The 18,217-nt window shown below is 70.0% G+C and carries 15 protein-coding genes; 11 read left to right on the plus strand and 4 right to left on the minus strand.

Annotated elements, in window-relative coordinates; genetic code table 11:
- Position 1: 1 nt before the first annotated feature.
- From V4U86_RS10315 to V4U86_RS10330, 4 genes are all read right to left on the minus strand, one after another.
- Complete coding sequence (locus V4U86_RS10315; protein ID WP_395311137.1) at positions 2 to 1,519, minus strand: alpha-(1->6)-mannopyranosyltransferase A; 1,518 nt, start codon at positions 1,517 to 1,519, stop codon at positions 2 to 4.
- Positions 1,520 to 1,523: 4 nt separating this feature from the next.
- Positions 1,524 to 2,609 carry a bifunctional (2E,6E)-farnesyl/geranyl diphosphate synthase gene (idsA2, locus tag V4U86_RS10320; RefSeq protein ID WP_395311138.1) on the minus strand — a complete coding sequence of 362 codons (1,086 nt, stop codon included), beginning with the start codon at positions 2,607 to 2,609 and terminating at the stop codon, positions 1,524 to 1,526.
- A 145-nt stretch (positions 2,610 to 2,754) separates the two neighbouring features.
- Complete coding sequence (locus V4U86_RS10325; RefSeq protein ID WP_395311139.1) at positions 2,755 to 3,420, minus strand: LppM family (lipo)protein; 666 nt, start codon at positions 3,418 to 3,420, stop codon at positions 2,755 to 2,757.
- A gap of 22 nt (positions 3,421 to 3,442) precedes the next feature.
- Positions 3,443 to 4,054: a GNAT family N-acetyltransferase gene (locus V4U86_RS10330; protein ID WP_395311990.1), complete on the minus strand. Its 612-nt coding sequence runs from the start codon at positions 4,052 to 4,054 to the stop codon at positions 3,443 to 3,445.
- Positions 4,055 to 4,306: 252 nt separating this feature from the next.
- Between V4U86_RS10330 and V4U86_RS10335 the strand changes: the two genes are divergently transcribed.
- The 11 genes from V4U86_RS10335 to murC all read left to right on the plus strand — a co-directional run bounded on the left by V4U86_RS10335 (position 4,307) and on the right by murC (position 18,213).
- Complete coding sequence (locus tag V4U86_RS10335; RefSeq protein ID WP_395311140.1) at positions 4,307 to 4,711, plus strand: DUF3040 domain-containing protein; 405 nt, start codon at positions 4,307 to 4,309, stop codon at positions 4,709 to 4,711.
- A gap of 417 nt (positions 4,712 to 5,128) precedes the next feature.
- Positions 5,129 to 5,560 (plus strand): division/cell wall cluster transcriptional repressor MraZ, encoded by a 432-nt coding sequence (gene mraZ, locus V4U86_RS10340; RefSeq protein WP_395311141.1) that lies wholly within the window; start codon positions 5,129 to 5,131, stop codon positions 5,558 to 5,560.
- A complete protein-coding gene (gene rsmH, locus V4U86_RS10345) occupies positions 5,535 to 6,662 on the plus strand; it encodes a 16S rRNA (cytosine(1402)-N(4))-methyltransferase RsmH (protein WP_395311142.1) in 1,128 nt (375 codons plus the stop codon). Before mraZ ends, rsmH begins: the two co-directional genes overlap by 26 nt.
- Positions 6,659 to 7,741 (plus strand): hypothetical protein, encoded by a 1,083-nt coding sequence (locus V4U86_RS10350; protein WP_395311143.1) that lies wholly within the window; start codon positions 6,659 to 6,661, stop codon positions 7,739 to 7,741. Before rsmH ends, V4U86_RS10350 begins: the two co-directional genes overlap by 4 nt.
- Complete coding sequence (locus V4U86_RS10355) at positions 7,738 to 9,618, plus strand: peptidoglycan D,D-transpeptidase FtsI family protein (protein ID WP_395311144.1); 1,881 nt, start codon at positions 7,738 to 7,740, stop codon at positions 9,616 to 9,618. The genes V4U86_RS10350 and V4U86_RS10355 overlap by 4 nt, the downstream gene beginning before the upstream one ends.
- A gap of 55 nt (positions 9,619 to 9,673) precedes the next feature.
- Positions 9,674 to 11,188 carry a UDP-N-acetylmuramoyl-L-alanyl-D-glutamate--2,6-diaminopimelate ligase gene (locus tag V4U86_RS10360; RefSeq protein ID WP_395311145.1) on the plus strand — a complete coding sequence of 505 codons (1,515 nt, stop codon included), beginning with the start codon at positions 9,674 to 9,676 and terminating at the stop codon, positions 11,186 to 11,188.
- Complete coding sequence (locus V4U86_RS10365; protein ID WP_395311146.1) at positions 11,185 to 12,678, plus strand: UDP-N-acetylmuramoyl-tripeptide--D-alanyl-D-alanine ligase; 1,494 nt, start codon at positions 11,185 to 11,187, stop codon at positions 12,676 to 12,678. The genes V4U86_RS10360 and V4U86_RS10365 overlap by 4 nt, the downstream gene beginning before the upstream one ends.
- Before the next feature lie 5 nt (positions 12,679 to 12,683).
- Positions 12,684 to 13,763 carry a phospho-N-acetylmuramoyl-pentapeptide-transferase gene (gene mraY / locus V4U86_RS10370; protein ID WP_395311147.1) on the plus strand — a complete coding sequence of 360 codons (1,080 nt, stop codon included), beginning with the start codon at positions 12,684 to 12,686 and terminating at the stop codon, positions 13,761 to 13,763.
- A 243-nt stretch (positions 13,764 to 14,006) separates the two neighbouring features.
- The gene (gene ftsW, locus V4U86_RS10375) at positions 14,007 to 15,656 is read left to right on the plus strand and encodes a putative lipid II flippase FtsW (RefSeq protein WP_395311991.1); all 1,650 of its coding nucleotides are present in this window, start codon (positions 14,007 to 14,009) and stop codon (positions 15,654 to 15,656) included.
- Positions 15,653 to 16,786, plus strand: a complete 1,134-nt coding sequence (gene murG, locus V4U86_RS10380; protein ID WP_395311148.1) for an undecaprenyldiphospho-muramoylpentapeptide beta-N-acetylglucosaminyltransferase — start codon at positions 15,653 to 15,655, stop codon at positions 16,784 to 16,786. The genes ftsW and murG overlap by 4 nt, the downstream gene beginning before the upstream one ends.
- Entirely contained in the window at positions 16,783 to 18,213 is a 1,431-nt protein-coding gene (murC, locus tag V4U86_RS10385; protein WP_395311149.1) for a UDP-N-acetylmuramate--L-alanine ligase, read from the plus strand. Before murG ends, murC begins: the two co-directional genes overlap by 4 nt.
- The last annotated feature ends 4 nt before the right edge of the window (positions 18,214 to 18,217 follow it).

An 18,217-nucleotide genomic window follows, 5' to 3' on the forward strand; every position in this document is an offset into this window, starting at 1 on the left:
CCTACTGGCCGGCCCGCACCGCGGGCTGTTCCGGCGCCCGCGACAGCGCATACCAGGCCGCGATGGCGCACGCGGTCGCCAGGCCGACATGGATCCACGAGTACATGCCGTGCGCGCCGTCGGGTTTGAAGATCACCATGATCCAGGTGGAGAACCCGGCGATCAGCGCGACGGCGGCGCGGCTCTGCCACAGCGTCGAGAGCACCGCCAGTGGCCAGGTGTAGTACCAGGGCAGCGCGGCGGGCACGAACAGCACCACCACGCCGAGCGCCAGCGCGGTCCCGGTCAGCGCGTCCCGGTCGGTATGCCGAAAACGCCACCACAGCAACGGAAGTGAGATGGCGATGGTCGCGATGCCGAGGATGCGGGTGACCTCGAGTACGGCGTAGAAGTTGACCGGCATCACCAGCCCGCCGATCACGTTGATCAGGTTGGCCGCGGCGGTCGGCAGGGTCAGCCAGTTGATGATCTTCACCGAACCCGCCAGCGCGGTCAGCCAGCCCAGGCCGACGCCGGCCAGCCAGGACAGCACCGCGAACACCGCACCGAAGATGACCGCCGAGGCGGCGGTCGCGACGGCGAACGCCGCGACCGGGTGATAGCCGCGGGTGTCGCGCAGCCGCCGCATCCAGACCCACACCATGAACGGCAGTGCGATCCCGGCGGTGGCCTTGACCGCCACGGCGGTGGCGATGAAACCGACGCCCAGGACCGGACGGCCACTGAAGGTCAGGGCGATGGCGGCCATCATCAACCCGACCATCAGCATCTCGTTGTGGACGCCACCCATCAGGTGAATGATGACCAGGGGGTTGAGCACGCAGATCCACAGGGCGGCAGGGGCGTTCGCGCCGATGTGCCGGGCGATCCGGGGCGTCGCCCAGATCAGCAGCGCCAGCCCGGGCAGCATGCACAGCCGCAGCAGCATGGTGCCCTCGACGACGTTGTTGCCGACGATCATCGTGACGAACCTGGCCACCAGGATGAACGCCGGTCCGTAGGGGGCGGTGGTGGTGGTCCAGATGGGGCTGACGTCGTCGAGCAGCGAGTTCGGATTCTCGATCGGGCCGACCACATAGGGGTCGAAACCGTCCCGCAACAGCGCGCCCTGCGCCAGATAGGAGTAGGTGTCCCGGCTGAACACCGGGGCGCTCAACAGCAGTGGCGCCAGCCAGAATCCGGTGGTGGCCAGCATCGTGTACTGGGATGCGGAGCGATCGACGACGCGCCGGCCCAGCCACAACCACGCCGTCAGCATCAATGCGACGCCGCCCCACAACAGCACCGAGGACAGCACCAGGCCGTGCCCGAAGCGCAGCCAGGACAGGTGCAGGGATTCCAGCAGCGGGTCGTGCAGGCGGGTGCTTCCGGCGCCGAGACCACCCGCGGTGATCAGCACCGCGCCCAGAAATCCCAGCCGGGCCGGGCGGCCCTCCGGCGATGCGGCGAACAGCAGCAGCCTGGAGATGTGCGCGCTGAGGCCGGTTTTCGTGGACTCGACCGAGACCGGGGTAGACATCTCCTCAGGCGAGCCGATTCGACGCCAGGCCGGCCAGTTCGGCGAGTCCGACCTTGGCCTGCGGATCGATCTTGGCCTGTTCGATGGCATCCAGGGCGCGGCGGTGCAGCATGGCGATGCGGCTCTCCACTGCGGCCAGGGCGCCCACGGACTCGATGGCCATGCACACTTCCTTGACGCCCACATCGGTCAGCTCGGTGCCGATGGATTCGCGCAGCAGCTTGGCGGCCGCCGGGTCGGTCTGCTCGGCCAGTTCGACGGCCTCGGCCAGCAGCACGGTGCGCTTGCCCGAGCGGAGATCGTCTCCGGACGGCTTACCGGTGACCGCGGGGTCGCCGAATACCCCGAGGACGTCGTCGCGCAGCTGGAAGGCCACCCCGAGGTCGGTGCCGATCTGATGGAAGATGGCCTGCACGTCCGGGCGGTCCGCGGCGGCGGCCGCCCCGAGCTGCAGCGGCCGCGACACGGTGTAGGAGGCGGTCTTGTAGGTGTTGACGTTCATGGCCGAGGACACCGAGTCCGCGCCCTTGGCTTCCGCGACGATGTCGAGGTACTGGCCACCGAGCACCTCGGTGCGGATGTCGGCCCACACCTTCTGCACCCGCAGGTGCGCGTCGGCGGGCAGATCCGCGGTGGCGACGATGTCGTCGGCCCACACCAGGGACAGGTCGCCGAGCAGGATCGCGGCGGACAGGCCGAATTGTTCGGCGGACCCGCGCCAGTTGTTCTCCCGGTGCAGGTCGGCGAAGTGCCGGTGCACGGTGGGGAGCCCGCGCCGGGTGGCCGACGCGTCGATCACGTCGTCATGGGCCAGGGCGCAGGCGTGCAACAGTTCCAATGCGGAGAACAGCCGCAGCGCGTCGGCGTCGGACGTGCGGTCCGGGCCGGCGACCGCGCGCCAACCCCAGTAGGCGAACGCCGGTCGCACCCGTTTGCCGCCGCGCAGCACGAACTCCTCGAGGGCTGCCGTCAGCTCCGCGTATTCACTGCCGATATAGGCCGCGTCACGCCGGCGCTCGGCCAGGTACAGCCGCAGCTGTTCGATGACGGCGTGTACCAACTCGGCGGCTGACGGTGCCGCTGTATCCACGCTCAGCGGTCGCCCCTTTCTGGTCCCGATTTGCTCCCCCGAGCGCCTTCAGCGTAGAGCCTCCATGGCGACTCATGGGAGTCGGAGGCCTACCAGCACGCAATTATGCGGTCGCGTTGCCGAATACGCCCGCCGAGCCGACCGGCTATCCGACGCGCGGTGACCGGTCGCGGCTCATCCAGGCCAGCGCGCCGATGGCGCCCGCCACGATCATCGACCCGATCCCGAGCCAGATCGCGGCCGCGGTGAACGAGCGCGCGCTCGGATCGGTGAAGCGGGCCTGGGCGTTCATCGTGGTCACCACGCCGGGCTTGAGCTTCCACTCCACGACGCCGGTGGACACCTGGTCGCCGTTGGTGGAGGTCACCTCGCCGGGGAACGACACACTCAGCGAGACGTCGGCCTCCGGGTCGCTCAGCGAGGTCAGGTCGACCCGGCCTTCCAGGATCACCAGGTCACCGGCGCGGCGCAGGGAGATGTCCACCCCCGCGGCGTCCCGGTTCATGTTCGCGAGCTGGGGCAGTTCGGCGAACGTCAGGTCGGAGAACACGGCCTGGGAGCCGACGTAGTCACCGCGCTCGTAGCGGGAGACGGCCACCTTGTTGCTGAACGGCAGCGAGTTCAGCAGCTGCGGTCCCTTGTCGTCGTCATCGCGGGGCTTGGCAGCGGCAACGATCTGACCGGAGACCCGGTCGTCGGGGGACACCGTGATCGAGGCACGTACCCGGACGCAGCCGACGGCGAACGGCACGACGATCAACAGCAGCAGGACCAGGGCTGAAAGCCGGTGGCGACGGGGGCGCACGGACACCCGGTCATCGTGCCAGACCCCGTCAGTCCAGGGGCAGCGACCGGCCCAGGATGGCGAACGCGCGGGGATCCCCGGCGAAGTGGTAGTCCCGGATGACATCCCCGAAGCCGAGCCGGCGGTACAGCCGCCAGGCGCGGTTTGCCTCACCGTTGATCTCCGGAGTGGACAGCAGCACCCGGGCCTCGGGGCGCCCGCTGAGCAACCGGCGGGCCAGGGCCTCACCGAGTCCGTGCCCCTGCGCGCGCGGGTGGATGTGCAGTTCGGTGAGTTCGAAATAGTCCCCGAGCAGCGCATCGGTCTGGTCGGGCTGGGCCCCGGTGCGACGCAGACCGTGCACCACCTGCTGCTGCCACCACTGGTCGGGCGCGCCGCTGTAGCCGTACGCGATGCCGAGCAGCTCCCCGGTGTCCAGCGCCTCGGCCGCGTCCGCAGGGGCCGGTTCTGCGAGGGGTTCGGTGGTGCTCAGCGCGGCGACGGCCTTCCACCCGGCCCGGCGGGTGTGTTCCAGCCACATCGAGGCGCGCTGCTCCTCGGTGCCGCGGGGATAGTGCATCGCGTCCACGTACACCGTCAGCGCCTCGTTCAACCGTCGACGCATCACCTCGGCCGAGAGGTCGACCAGATATGTCGGCAACGGGTGGTCCTTCGCGGGGTCGGTCGTGCGGACGATCACCTTCATTATCGGTCCCGGGTCCGGGGTTGTGCTCATGCGGGTGAGGTGATGGCCGACTTTGGTGGCGGAGGTCATACAATCGTGGACGAAGTAGGTGGTACGGCTCAGATTGACCTCGTATCATGGTGATCGGATGCCCGCGACTGCGGGCACAGCACACGAGATGAGAGGTTCCGGAACAGCCGGGACCGGGCGCGGGACTAGGAGGGACGGATGCCACTCTCCGATCACGAGCAGCGCATGCTCGACCAGATCGAAAGCGCGCTCTATGCCGAGGACCCCAAATTCGCCTCCAGTGTTCGGGGTGGCAATCTGCGGGCCCCGTCGGCTCGTCGTCGCTTGCAGGGCGTCGCACTGTTCGTCGTCGGTCTGGCGATGTTGGTATCCGGCGTGGCCATCAAGGCGACGATGATCGGTAGCTTCCCGATCCTGTCCGTCATCGGATTCATCGTCATGTTCGGCGGCGTGGTGTTCGCCATCACCGGTCCGCGCGGGCCCGTGCCGGTCGACAAGGCGGCGTCGTCCTCGGGGCCGTCGCGGACCAAGCGCAACAAGAATGCCGGCGGATCGTTCACCAGCCGCATGGAGGATCGCTTCCGTCGTCGCTTCGACGAGTAGGACGTCCGGGCCCTCGCGGATGAGCCGCGCCGGCCCGCTCCACATTTCCCCACCGGGGTAGCTCGATTGGCGAGCTACCCCGTTTTTTGTGCCTGCGAACCGGCGGGCCGGGGCGGCGTGTCGACCCGGGCAGGGTGTTCCCCCCACTTTTGCCCCACCGTTCCCCACGGCGCTCCCGCCCGCAGGCTTTCCGCTCTGAGCTGGTCTTTCATCGCGCCGCTCGGGGGTGACCCCATGTCCGCCCCGGGGTTGGCGTGGGATCTGGCGGTGTGGAGTGGGGTGTTCGGGTAACTCGGTGGCAGCAAATGGAGCCAAGTGGGGGATTGTGGGGTAAAGTGGCGGACAGCGGAGCAACCGGAGCTTCGCGAAGCGGGCGGAAACGACTCGGAATCCAGCCGAGTGGTCGGAGGTGGCGAGATGTTTCTCGGTACCTACACGCCCAAGCTCGACGACAAGGGGCGGCTCACACTGCCCGCCAAGTTCCGCGACGCACTGGCAGGAGGGTTGATGGTCACCAAAAGCCAAGATCACAGCCTGGCTGTCTACCCGCGCGCGGAGTTCGAGAAGCTTGCCGAGAAGGCGATGCTGGCATCGCGCAGCGACCCGCAGGCCCGCGCCTATGTGCGAAACCTGGCGGCCGGTGCCGATGAACAGCATCCCGACGCACAGGGCCGCATCACCCTGTCGGCCGAGCACCGCCGGTACGCCAACCTGTCCAAAGAGTGCGTGGTGACCGGTTCGCTGGGGCACCTCGAAATCTGGGATGCCCAGGCCTGGCAGCAGTACCAGGAGACCCACGAAGAGACCTTCTCCGCGGCCAGCGATGACACTCTTCGCGACATCATCTGAACCCGATGCCCGTGCAACGCGGCCTCTGCCCGATCCGGCCCTGGCGTACTTCCCCGACGCCAGGTCCATCTTCTCGGGCAGGGACCCCGTTGCAGGGGCGCCTCATCGCGACAGGGGAGTCGCAGTGCCTCAAGACTCCGGCCCGCACGGGCACGTTCCCGTTCTCATCGACCGCTGCGTCGAACTGCTGAAGCCCGCGCTCACCCGCCACCATCCCGACGGCACCGGCGCGGTGCTGGTGGACGCCACCCTCGGGGCCGGCGGCCACACCGAACGCTTCCTCACCGAACTGCCCGGGTTGCACGTCGTCGGGCTGGACCGGGACCCCAACGCCCTGCGCATCGCCACCGAGCGGCTGGCTCCGTTCGGGGACCGCTTCCGCCACGTCCGCACCCGCTACGACGGCTACTGGGCCGATCGTGACGAGATCACGGTCGACGGAGTGCTTTTCGACCTCGGGGTGTCCTCGATGCAGCTGGATCTGGTGGACCGCGGTTTCTCCTACGCCCACGATGCCCCGCTGGATATGCGGATGGATCCCGACGCCGAGCTGACGGCGGCCGACATTCTCAATACCTACGACGAGCGGGCCCTGTCCCGGGTTCTGCGTGAGTACGGCGAGGAGCGCTTCGCCGGCCGGATCGCCGCCCGCATCGTCAAGCGCCGGGCGCGCCAGCCGCTGCGCACCACTGGCGAACTGGTCGAGTTGCTGTACGAGGCGATCCCGGCCGCCACCCGGCGGACCGGTGGACACCCGGCCAAGCGCACGTTCCAGGCGCTGCGGATCGCGGTCAACGCCGAACTCGACTCCTTGCGCGAGGCGTTGCCCGCGTCGCTGGCCGCGCTGTCCGGGGGAGGCCGCATCGTGGTGATGGCCTACCAGTCCCTGGAGGACAAGATCGTCAAAGGGCTGTTCACCGCCGCAACGGCGTCGCGCACGCCACCCGGCCTCCCGGTCGAGTTGCCGGGCTATGAGGCCGAATTCGTATCACTGACCCGGGGGGCCGAGCAGGCCGACGCCGACGAGATCGAACGAAATCCACGCAGTGCCTCGGTGCGCTTGCGGGCGTTGGAAAAGGTTGCCGGAAAGGATGGCTCATGAGGGGGAAGCGACCCGCACCGCAGCGTGGCACCGACGAGCCGCGCCGCGCCAAGCCCCAGCGTGCCCGGGGACGCGCCGAGGCGCCGGCCCGCAAGCGGCGCAGCGCCCCCGAGCAGCGTCCGCAACGCCCGGCTCCGCGTACCACCCCGGTTCGCCGGCCCGTCGACGGGCCGGCCAGGCCGAAGAACGCCAGCCAGGCCAAGGCGCGTGCCAAGGCACGTAAGGCCAAGGCCCCCAAGGTCGTCCGCCCACCCCTGCGGGAACGGCTGATCACCCGGCTGGCGGCCATCGAATTCAACCCGCGGGAGCTGGTCTCCCGGGTGCCCTTCGTGGTGCTGGTCATCAGTGCGCTCGGCCTCGGGCTGGGCGTCACGCTGTGGCTGTCCACCGACGCTGCCGAACGCTCCTACCAACTCGGCCACGCGCGCCAGCTGAATCAGGCTCTGGCGCAGCAGAAGGAAGCGCTCGAGCGTGATGTGCTGGAGGCCCAGGCCCCACCGGCGCTGGCCGAGGCCGCCCGTGAGCTTGGCATGATCCCGTCCCGCGACACCGCCCACCTGGTGCAGGATCCCACCGGGGCCTGGGTGGTGGTGGGCACACCCAAACCCGCCGAGGGCGTACCCCCGCCGCCGCTGAACACCCCGCTGCCCGACGTGGTTCCGGAATCTTCGGCTCCCGGACGCACCGCGCGTCCGGCGCCGACCGGCGATGCACCGGCGCCGCGGGTCGTCGATCCGCGCGAGGTGGTGGTGCGGGTCCCGCCTCGGGAGACGCCCGCCCCGGCCGCGGCGACCCCGTTGACGGCCCCGCTCGCCCCGGCCGCCCCCGCGGCCCCGTTGGCCGCCCCGGTTGACCCGACCGCCCCCGTGGCCCCGTTGGCCGCCCCGGTTGACCCGGCTGCGGCGCCGCCGATCGCCGATCTGCCGCCCGCAGAAGGACTGCCGCATCTGGCGGCCCCGGAACTGCCCGCCCAGCCCGGGCCGGTCGGCGGCATGGAGAACCTCGGTCCCGCCCCGGCGCCCGCCCGGGCACCGGTTCTCGAGGAACACGTCGAGGCCCCCGGAGTACCGGCCGCATGAGCCGATCCAAGAAGACCCAGGAACACGTCGCGACGGACCGGCGGGTCCGGCACGCCGAAGCGCAGACCGGTTTGCGCAGTTCCTCGTTCGTGTTCCGGCACCGGGCCGGCAATGTGGTCATTTTTCTGGTGCTGGTGGTGGCTGCCGCTCAGCTGTTCAATCTGCAGATCTCCAACGCCGCCGGCCTGCGCGCCGAAGCGGCCGGTCAGCTCAAGGTGACCGATGTGCAGAAGGCGGTGCGCGGCAGCATCATCGACCGCAACCACGACAAACTGGCCTTCACCATCGAGGCCCGGGCGCTGACCTTCCAGCCGGTCCGGGTCCGCAAGGAACTCGAAGAGGCCAAGGCCAAGGACCCCGACGAGCCCGACCCCGACGACCGGCTCCGGGAGATCGCCGACGAGATCGCCACCCGGCTGAACAACAAGCCGGACGCCAAGACCGTGCTGCGCAAGCTCACCAGCAAGGACACCTTCGCCTATCTGGCCCGCGCCGTCGATCCGGCTGTCGCCGAGGCGATCATGGACAAGTTCCCCGAGGTCGGCTCCGAGCGTCAGGACATCCGGCAGTACCCGGGCGGCTCGTTGGCCGCCAACATTGTCGGCGGCATCGACTGGGACGGTCACGGCCTGCTGGGCCTGGAAGACTCCATGGACGCGAAGCTGGCCGGCGCCGACGGATCGGTCACCTATGACCGCGGGTCGGACGGGGTGATGATCCCGGGCAGCATGCGCAACCGGCACGAGGCCGTCGACGGCTCCACCGTGCAGCTCACCCTGGACGACGACATCCAGTTCTACGTGCAGCAGCAGGTGCAGCAGGTCAAGGACGTCTCCGGCGCGGGCAACGTGTCGGCCGTGGTGCTGGACGCCAAATCCGGTGAGGTACTGGCGATGGCGAACGACAACACCTTCGACCCGTCCCAGGACGTCGGCCGCCAGGGCCATCGGCAGATGGGCAATCCGGCGGTGTCCTCGCCGTTCGAACCCGGCTCGGTGAACAAGATCGTCACCGCCGCCACGGCGATCGAGCTCGGTCTGACCAACCCCGACGAGGTGCTGTCGGTCCCCGGTTCCATCGACATGGGCGGCGTCACGGTGCGCGACGCGTGGCAGCACGGCGTCGACTCCTACACCACCACCGGGGTTTTCGGGAAGTCTTCCAACGTCGGCACCCTGATGCTGGCCCAGCGCATCGGTCCGGAACGCTTCTACGACATGCTCGGCAAGTTCGGCCTGGGACAGCGCACCGGCATCGGGCTGCCCGGTGAGAGTGCCGGCCTGGTACCGCCCATCGACCAGTGGTCGGGCAGTTCGTTCGCCAACCTGCCCATCGGACAGGGCCTTTCGATGACCCTGCTGCAGATGACCGGCATGTATCAGGCTATTGCCAACGACGGGGTGCGGGTCCCGCCGCGGATCATCAAGTCCACCATCGCCGCCGACGGCACCCGCACCACGGAAGAACGACCGGAAGAAATCCGGGTGGTCTCACCGGAGACCGCGGCCGCGGTGCGCAACCTGTTACGCGCGACCGTGCAGCGCGATCCGCGCGGTGTCCAGCAGGGCACCGGCTGGCAGGCGGCCGTCGAGGGCTATCAGGTCGCGGGCAAGACCGGCACCGCCCAGCAGATCAACCCGAACTGCGGCTGCTACTACGACGACCACTACTGGATCACCTTCGCCGGGATGGCTCCGTCGGACAATCCGCGCTACGTCGTCGGCATCATGGCCGACAACCCGCACCGCACCGCCGACGGACAGCCCGGCACCACCATGGCGCCGCTGTTCCACAACATCGCGTCCTGGCTGTTGCAGCGCGAGAACGTGCCGTTGTCGCCGGATCCGGGCCCGCCGCTCACCCTGCAGGTCACCTGAGCGCGGCCGCGCCGCACCGAGCGTCGATCCGCTGCCCCGGTACTGTGGCAAGGCCATGAAACTGCGTCCCTCCCATCCCGTCGGTGAATTGCTCGGATCGCTGGCCGAGCGGATCGGGGTCGCGGCGCCGCACCCGGCTGACCTCCGCGTCACCGGCGTGACGCTGCGCAGCCAGGACGTACGCCCCGGAGACCTGTTCGCTGCGTTGCCCGGTGGTTCCGCGCACGGGGCGAGGTTCGCCGTGGACGCGGTGGCCGCGGGAGCCATTGCGGTACTGACCGATCCGGCGGGGGCCGAGCACCTGGCCGCCGACCTGGGCGCACCCGTGCTGGTGCATCCCGAACCCCGCGCGGTGCTCGGCGGCCTGGCCGCCGCGGTCTACGGATATCCGTCACAGGCGCTGCGGGTCATCGGGATCACCGGCACGTCCGGCAAGACGACCACCACCTACCTGGTCGAGGCCGGTTTGCGGGCCGCGGGCCGCACCGCCGGACTGATCGGCACGGTCGGGATCCGCATCGACGGCCGCGACGAGCCCAGTGCGCTGACCACCCCGGAGGCCCCGGACCTGCAGGCCCTGCTGGCGGTGATGGTCGAACGCGGGGTGGACACCGTGGTGATGGAGGTGTCCAGCCACGCGCTGACGCTGGGCCGGGTGGACGGCACCGCGTTCCAGGCCGGCGGTTTCACCAATCTGTCCCGGGATCACCTCGACTTCCATCCGACGATGCAGGACTACCTCGACGCCAAGGCCCGGCTGTTCGAGCCGGACTCGCCGACCCATGCCGCGCACGCGGTGGTGTGTGTGGACGACGAAGCCGGTCGTGAGATCGCCTCGCGCTCCGTCGCGCCGGTGCGGGTCAGCACCGGGGACACCGGCGCCGACTGGACCGTCGCGGCGGTGCGCACGGTGGGACACGGTGCGCAGGAGTTCGTCGCCGTCGACCCGGCCGGGGCGCGGCACACGCTGCAGATCGCGCTGCCCGGGCACTACAACATCGCCAACGCCCTGCTGGCGGTGGCGCTGCTCGACGTGGTCGGGGTGTCGCCGGAACAGAGCGCCCCCGGTCTGCGGGCCGCGGCGGTGCCCGGCCGGCTGGAGAGCGTCGACCGCGGTCAGGGCTTTCTGGCGCTGGTCGACTACGCGCACAAGCCGGGGGCGCTGGAAGCGGTACTGCAAACGCTGCGCGCCCAGCTGCCCGCCGGCGGCAGGCTTGCGGTGGTGTTCGGGGCCGGCGGGAACCGGGACGCGGGTAAACGGGAACCGATGGGCCGGGTGGCCGCGGAGCTGGCCGATCTGGCGGTGGTCACCGACGACAACCCGCGCGACGAGGACCCGGCGGTGATCCGGGCGGCGGTGCTGGCCGGTACCCGCGGGGGGCACGCCGAGGTCGTCGAGGTCGGGGACCGCCGCGCCGCCATCGACTATGCCGTCGACTGGGCGCGCGCCGGGGACGTGGTGCTGATCGCGGGTAAGGGGCACGAGTCCGGGCAGACCAGCCGGGGCACCACCCGCCCGTTCGACGACCGGGTGGAATTGGCAGAGGCACTGGAGAGGCAGACCCGATGATCGCGCTGACGCTGGCGCAGGTGGCCGACATCGTCGGCGGCGAACTGGCCGACATCACCGCCGAGGAGGCGGCCGCGACCAGGGTCACCGGCACCGTCGAGTTCGATTCGCGGAAGATCACCGAGGGCGGGTTGTTCCTGGCGCTGCCGGGTGCGCGGTCCGACGGACACGATTTCGCGGCCGGCGCGGTGGCCGCGGGCGCGGTGGCCGTGCTCGCCGCCCGCCCGGTGGGGGTGCCGGCGATCGTCGTGCCGCCCGCCGATGCCGCCGACACCGCCTCGGGCGCACTGGAACACGACGACGCCCACGGTTCGGGTGCCGCCGTGCTGGCCGCACTGGCCCGGCTCGCGTCGGCGGTCGCCGCCGAACTGGTGGCCGGGGGGCTGCGGATCATCGGGGTCACCGGATCCTCGGGCAAGACCTCGACGAAGGATCTGCTGGCCGCGGTGCTGGCACCGCTCGGTGCGGTGGTCGCACCGCCCGGATCGTTCAACAACGAACTCGGCCATCCGTGGACGGTGCTGCAGTCCACCACCGAGACCGATTTCCTGATCCTGGAGATGTCGGCGCGCCATCCCGGCAATATCGCGGCGCTGGCCGCGATCGCGCCGCCCTCGATCGGGGTGGTGCTCAATGTCGGCACCGCCCATCTCGGCGAGTTCGGTTCACGCGAGATCATCGCGGCTACCAAATCTGAACTGCCGCAAGCTGTCCCGTCGTCCGGGGTGGTGATACTCAACGCCGATGACTCGGCCGTCGCGGCGATGGCCGAGCGGACCGCGGCCCGGGTGGTGCGGGTGTCACGCGGGGCCGGTGCCGATATCTGGTCGTCGGACGAGACGCTCGACGAGCTGGCCCGCCCGCGCTTCACGCTGCACGCCGGTGACCGGTCGGTGGACGTCGCGCTGGCGGTGCACGGGGAGCATCAGGTGTCCAACGCACTGTGTGCCGCGGCGGTGGCACTGGAGTGCGGCGCCGACCCGGCGCAGGTCGCCGAGTCGCTCGGCGGGGCCGGCCCGGTATCGGCCCGCCGGATGCAGGTCAGCACCCGCGGCGACGGGGTGACGGTGATCAACGACGCCTACAACGCCAATCCCGACTCGATGATGGCCGCACTCAAGGCACTGGCGTGGATGGCCCGTCAGTCCGCCGGGCCGGCCGGGCAGAAGCGGCGTAGCTGGGCCGTTCTGGGCGAGATGGGTGAACTCGGGGACGATGCGATAACCGAACACGATCGCATCGGCCGGTTCGCCGTGCGCTTAGATGTGTCTCGTCTGATAGTCGTGGGAACCGGGAGAGCGATGAGCGCCATGCAGCAGGGGGCGGTGATGGAGGGCTCGTGGGGCAGTGAAGCCATCCAGGTGCCCGACGCCGACGCCGCGCTGGCGTTGCTGCGCGCCGAACTCGCCGAGGGAGACATCGTGCTGGTGAAGGCCTCCAATGCGGCCGGGCTCGGTGCCCTGGCCGATCAGCTCGCCGAGGAGGGCTGACACCGGTGAAGCAGATCCTGTTCGCGGTCGCCATCGCGCTGGCGGTCTCCATCGTCTTGACCCCGGTGCTGATCCGGCTGTTCACCAAACAGGGATTCGGCCAGGAGATCCGCGAGGACGGCCCGGCCAGCCATCAGAAGAAGCGCGGCACCCCGTCGATGGGCGGCGTCGCGATCATCACCGGCATCTGGGCCGGTTACCTGGGCACTCACCTGGTCGGGCTGGCGTTCGGCGGGGAGGGCCCGTCGGCGTCCGGCCTGCTGGTGCTCGGGCTGGCCACCGCGCTGGCCATCGTCGGGTTCATCGATGATCTGATCAAGATCCGACGGTCCCGCAACCTGGGCCTGAACAAGCGTGCCAAGTCCATCGGTCAGTTGACCGCCGCGGTGCTGTTCGGCGTGCTGGTGCTGCAGTTCAGCAATGCCGAGGGGCTGACCCCGGGCAGCGCGCAACTGTCCTACGTGCGCGAGATCGCCACCGTGACGTTGCCGCCGCTGGTGTTCGTGTTGTTCGTGGTGATCCTGGTCAGCGCCTGGTCGAATGCGGTGAACCTGACCGACGGCCTGGACGGGCTGGCCGCCGGTGCGATGGCCATGGTAAGTGCCGCGTACGTGCTCATCACCTTCTGGCAGTACCGCAACGCCTGCGCGACCAGCCCCGGGCTGGGCTGCTACAACGTGCGCGATCCGCTGGATCTGGCGTTGGTGGCCGCGGCGACCGCGGGCGCCTGCATCGGGTTCCTGTGGTGGAATGCCGCGCCGGCCAAGATCTTCATGGGTGACACCGGTTCGCTGGCCCTCGGTGGCGTCATCGCCGGTCTGTCGGTGACCAGTCGCACCGAGATCCTGGCGGTGGTGCTGGGCGCGCTGTTCGTGGCCGAGGTGACCTCGGTGGTGGTGCAGATCTTGGCCTTCCGGACCACCGGGCGGCGGGTGTTCCGGATGGCGCCGTTCCACCATCACTTCGAGTTGGTGGGTTGGGCGGAGACGACGGTGATCATCCGGTTCTGGTTGTTGACCGCGATTGCGTGTGGTCTGGGTGTGGCGCTGTTCTACGGCGAGTGGCTCAGCATCGTCGGCGCGTAGGCGCCGCGCTCGGGGGTCGTCGGCGCGTAGTTCACTCGTTCGCCGACAGCTGTCCGGCGGCCGGTTTCATATCGTCGCGGCCACCATCCGGTCTCCATCGCGTTAGCTGGCATCTTCGATCGGGCGACACGCCCCTGATATCCGCGCCGCACGCCGTGGGACGGGGGAGGATTCTGGGGTGCCGGGGACTAGTGGGGCTGGCGTTACGCCTGTGACTTCTGTGGGTTGCGTGTGAAGAATCCACTGGGTGGCCTGCGGTCACGGCTGCGACGCCCCGGCAAAGCTGCCGAGGACGGCGCGGCGAAACCCGCCATCACCGCGACGGTCGACCAGCCGCGGACCCGCTTCGGTGTCTGGCTGAGCCGGCCGATGACGTCCTTCCATCTGATCATCGCGGTGGCCGCCATCCTGATCAGCCTCGGCCTGATCATGGTGCTGTCCGCATCGGGGGTGTACTCCTACGACACCGGCGGCTCGCCCTGGACGGTCTTCGCCAAGCAGGTGATGTGGACAGCCGTCGGCCTGGTGTTGTTCTACCTCGCGCTACGCATGCCGATCTCGCTGATGCGCCGGCTGGCCTTCCCGGGCTTCGCGATCAGCATCGTGCTGCTGGTGCTGGTGCTCATCCCGGGGATCGGCACGATCGCCAACGGCTCCCGCGGTTGGTTCGTGTTCGGCGGATTCTCCATGCAGCCCTCCGAGCTGGCCAAGATCGCGTTGGCCATCTGGGGTGCGCACCTGCTGGCGGCCCGCCGGATGGAACAGGCCAGCCTGCGCGAGATGCTGATTCCGCTGGTGCCGGCCGCCGGCCTGGCCCTGACTCTCATCGTGCTGCAGCCCGACCTCGGGCAGACGTTGTCGCTGAGCATCATCGTGCTCGGCCTGCTCTGGTACGCGGGCCTGCCGCTGCGGGTGTTCCTCAGCTCGATGGGTGCGGTGATCCTCGCCGGCGGGGTGCTGGCGTTGTCCGCCGGTTACCGTTCCGCCCGCGTGCAGTCCTGGCTCAATCCGATGGCCGACGGCCAGGGCTCGGGGTACCAGGCCCGGCAGGCCCGCTACGCGCTGGCCAACGGCGGCATCTTCGGTGACGGCCTCGGTCAGGGCAGCGCCAAGTACAACTATCTGCCCAACGCGCACAACGACTTCATCTTCGCCATCATCGGCGAGGAACTCGGCTACATCGGCGCGGCCGGGCTGCTGTGCCTGTTCGGGCTGTTCGCCTACACCGGCATGCGCATCGCGCGCCGCTCGGCCGACCCCTTCCTGCGTCTGCTCACCGCCACCGTCACGCTGTGGGTGATCGGGCAGGCCTTCATCAACGTCGGTTACGTGGTGGGCCTGCTGCCGGTGACCGGCCTGCAGCTGCCGCTCATCTCCGCCGGCGGTACCTCGACGGCGACCACCCTGCTGATCCTCGGCGTGATCACCAACGCCGCCCGGCACGAACCGGAGGCGGTGGCCGCGTTGCGCGCCGGCCGGGACGACCGCGTCAACCGACTGCTGCGGCTGCCGTTGCCCGCGCCGTATGTGCCCAGTCGCCTGGAGGTGGCGCGCGACCGGCTGCGCACCAAGGACGGCAAGGCCGCCAAGAAGGCCGTCAAGAAGGCGCCGTCCAAATCGCCCGCGAAATCGGCGGCCAAGAACCGCGCCGCCGGCAATGCCAAGAAGCCCCGCCGGGCCGCCCCGGCGGCCAGGACCGCGGGTTCGCGCCGAAGTGACCATCCTGGCGAAGGTGCGACCCGACACGCAGGGCATCATGGAGAGGGTCGAGGCTCCGGCCGGCCGGTGAAAACCGCGCGCCGGGGTCAATCCGAGGCGCCACGGCAGGGCCGTGGCCAACAGCCGCGTTCACAGGGACGAGGCCGGTCATTGGAAGGTCAGCGTTACGGGTGAGCACGATATCGGTCGTTCTGGCGGGGGGCGGCACGGCGGGACACGTCGAACCCGCGATGGCCGTGGCCGATGCACTGACCGAGTTGGAACCGCAGGTGCGCATCACCGCACTGGGCACCCAGCGTGGTCTGGAGACCCGGCTGGTTCCTGAACGCGGCTACGACCTGCAACTCATCACGCCGGTACCGCTGCCGCGCAAACCGTCGAAGGATCTGTTGCGGCTGCCGCTGCGGGTGCGCAGTGCCGTCCGCGAGACCCGGGCGGTGTTCGACGACGTCCACGTCGACGTGGTCATCGGTTTCGGCGGCTACGTGTCGGTGCCCGCCTACCTGGCCGCCCGGCGCGGGCCGCGGCGACCCGGTGTCCCGGTGGTGATCCACGAGGCCAACGCGAGCGCCGGATGGGCCAACAAGCTCGGCGCGCGGTCGGCTCAGCGCGTGCTCTCGGCGGTGCCCGATCCGGGCCTCGGCCGGGTCGAGGTGGTCGGTGTGCCGGTGCGGGCCAGCATCACCGCCCTGGACCGGGTTGCGCTGCGCGCGCAGGCGCGCGCCGCCTTCGGGTTCGCCGACGACGCCCGGGTGCTGCTGGTGTTCGGCGGATCCCAGGGCGCCCAATCGATCAACCGGGCGGTCTCCGGTGCGGCCGAAGCACTTGCCGCCAAGGGTATTTCGGTGCTGCACGCACACGGGCCGAAGAACACCCTGGAACTGCCGGACCTGTCCGGTACGCCCGGCGTCCGCTACGTCGCGGTGCCCTACCTGGACCGGATGGACCTGGCCTACGCGGCCGCGGACCTGGCCATCTGCCGGTCCGGCGCGATGACGGTCGCCGAGGTCAGTGCGATCGGCCTGCCCGCGGTCTACGTGCCGCTGCCGATCGGCAACGGTGAGCAACGACTCAACGCACTTCCGGTGGTCGACGCCGGCGGCGGCCTGCTGCTCGACGACGCCGACCTGTCACCGCAGAAGGTGGCCGACACCGTGGTGCCGGTGCTCGCCGACACCGACCGGCTGCAGAGGATGACCACGGCCGCCGCGCTGGCCGGGCACCGTGACGCGGCCCGCCGCGTCGCCGAAGTGGCGCTCGAGGTGGCGCGTCAGGGCCGCACCGACCGAAAGGCCGTGCGATGAAGGGTCTACCGCCACAACTGCAGCGCGTGCACATGGTCGGAATCGGTGGTGCCGGCATGTCCGGTATCGCCCGCATCCTGCTGGACCGCGGCGGTCAGGTCTCCGGTTCGGACGCCAAGGAATCCCGCGGCATCTCGGCGCTGCGGGCCCGCGGCGCGGAGATCCGAATCGGGCACGACGCGTCGGCGTTGGACATGCTCGACGGCGGCCCCACCGCGGTGGTCACCACCCACGCGGCCATCCCCAAGACCAATCCCGAACTCGTCGAGGCACGCCGCCGCGGCATCCCGGTGATCCTGCGCCCGGTGGTGCTGGCCGACCTGATGGCCGGTGACAAGACGCTGATGGTGACCGGCACCGCCGGCAAGACCACCACCACGTCCATGCTCATCGTGGCGTTGCAGCACTGCGGATTCGACCCGTCCTTCGCCGTCGGTGGAGAGCTCGGCGCGGCCGGCACCAACGCCCACCACGGCAGCGGCCCCTACTTCGTCGCCGAGGCAGATGAGAGCGACGGGTCGCTGGTGCAGTACCGGCCCGACATCGCGGTGGTGACCAACGTCGAGGCCGACCATCTCGACTTCTTCGGCAGCGAGCAGGCCTACATCGACGTGTTCGACGCGTTCATGGAGCGGTTGCAGCCCGGTGGCGCACTCGTGGTCTGCGTCGACGATCCGGGAGCGGCCGCGCTCGCCGAACGCACTGCGGCCCTGGGCATCCGGGTGCTGCGCTACGGGTCCGGCGGGCGGGACGACCTGGCCGGCGCATTGCTGAGCTGGGAACAGCACGGCACCAGCGCGGTGGCCGAACTGCAGTTGGCGGGGGAGGACAGGCCGCGGACCATGCGGTTGCTGGTGCCCGGCCGGCACATGGCGCTCAACGCGCTGGCCGCGCTGCTCGCGGCGACCGAGGCGGGCGCGGATCCCGAGGTGGTGCTGGAGGCGCTGGCCGATTTCGAGGGTGTCCGCCGCCGGTTCGAGCTGGTCGGGGTGTCGGCCGGGGTCAAGGTGTTCGACGACTATGCCCATCACCCGACCAAGGTGTCGGCCGCGCTGTCGGCGCTGCGCACCCTGGCCGACGAATCCGCCGGCCGCGCCATCGTCGTGTTCCAGCCGCATCTGTACACGCGCACACAGACTTTCGCCCGCGAGTTCGGTGCGGCACTGAGCACCGCCGACGAGGTGTTCGTGCTGGACGTCTACGCGGCGCGCGAACAGCCGATCGCCGGGGTCAGCGGGCGCAGCATCGCCGAGCACGTCACCGTGCCGGTGCACTACGTCCCGGATTTCTCGGCGGTCGCCGACCGCGTGGCCGCGGTGGCCGCGCCGTCGGACGTGGTGGTGACGATGGGCGCCGGCGATGTCACCCTGTTGTCCCGCGAGATCCTCAGCGCCCTGGATGCACGGGCCGACCGGATGGCGCGATAGATGA

Origin of the sequence: Mycobacterium sp. AMU20-3851 (genome assembly GCF_043974665.1) — a bacterium.
Lineage (GTDB): Bacteria > Actinomycetota > Actinomycetes > Mycobacteriales > Mycobacteriaceae > Mycobacterium.

Excerpts from the sequence above, each read along its gene's own strand:
- V4U86_RS10315 (WP_395311137.1), bottom strand. The coding sequence starts at position 1,519 with ATGTCTACCCCGGTCTCGGTCGAGTCCACGAAAACCGGCCTCAGCGCG.
- V4U86_RS10335 (WP_395311140.1), top strand. The coding sequence starts at position 4,307 with ATGCCACTCTCCGATCACGAGCAGCGCATGCTCGACCAGATCGAAAGC.
- mraZ (WP_395311141.1), top strand. The coding sequence starts at position 5,129 with ATGTTTCTCGGTACCTACACGCCCAAGCTCGACGACAAGGGGCGGCTC.
- rsmH (WP_395311142.1), top strand. The coding sequence starts at position 5,535 with ATGACACTCTTCGCGACATCATCTGAACCCGATGCCCGTGCAACGCGG.
- V4U86_RS10350 (WP_395311143.1), top strand. The coding sequence starts at position 6,659 with ATGAGGGGGAAGCGACCCGCACCGCAGCGTGGCACCGACGAGCCGCGC.
- V4U86_RS10355 (WP_395311144.1), top strand. The coding sequence starts at position 7,738 with ATGAGCCGATCCAAGAAGACCCAGGAACACGTCGCGACGGACCGGCGG.
- V4U86_RS10360 (WP_395311145.1), top strand. The coding sequence starts at position 9,674 with ATGAAACTGCGTCCCTCCCATCCCGTCGGTGAATTGCTCGGATCGCTG.
- V4U86_RS10365 (WP_395311146.1), top strand. The coding sequence starts at position 11,185 with ATGATCGCGCTGACGCTGGCGCAGGTGGCCGACATCGTCGGCGGCGAA.
- murC (WP_395311149.1), top strand. The coding sequence starts at position 16,783 with ATGAAGGGTCTACCGCCACAACTGCAGCGCGTGCACATGGTCGGAATC.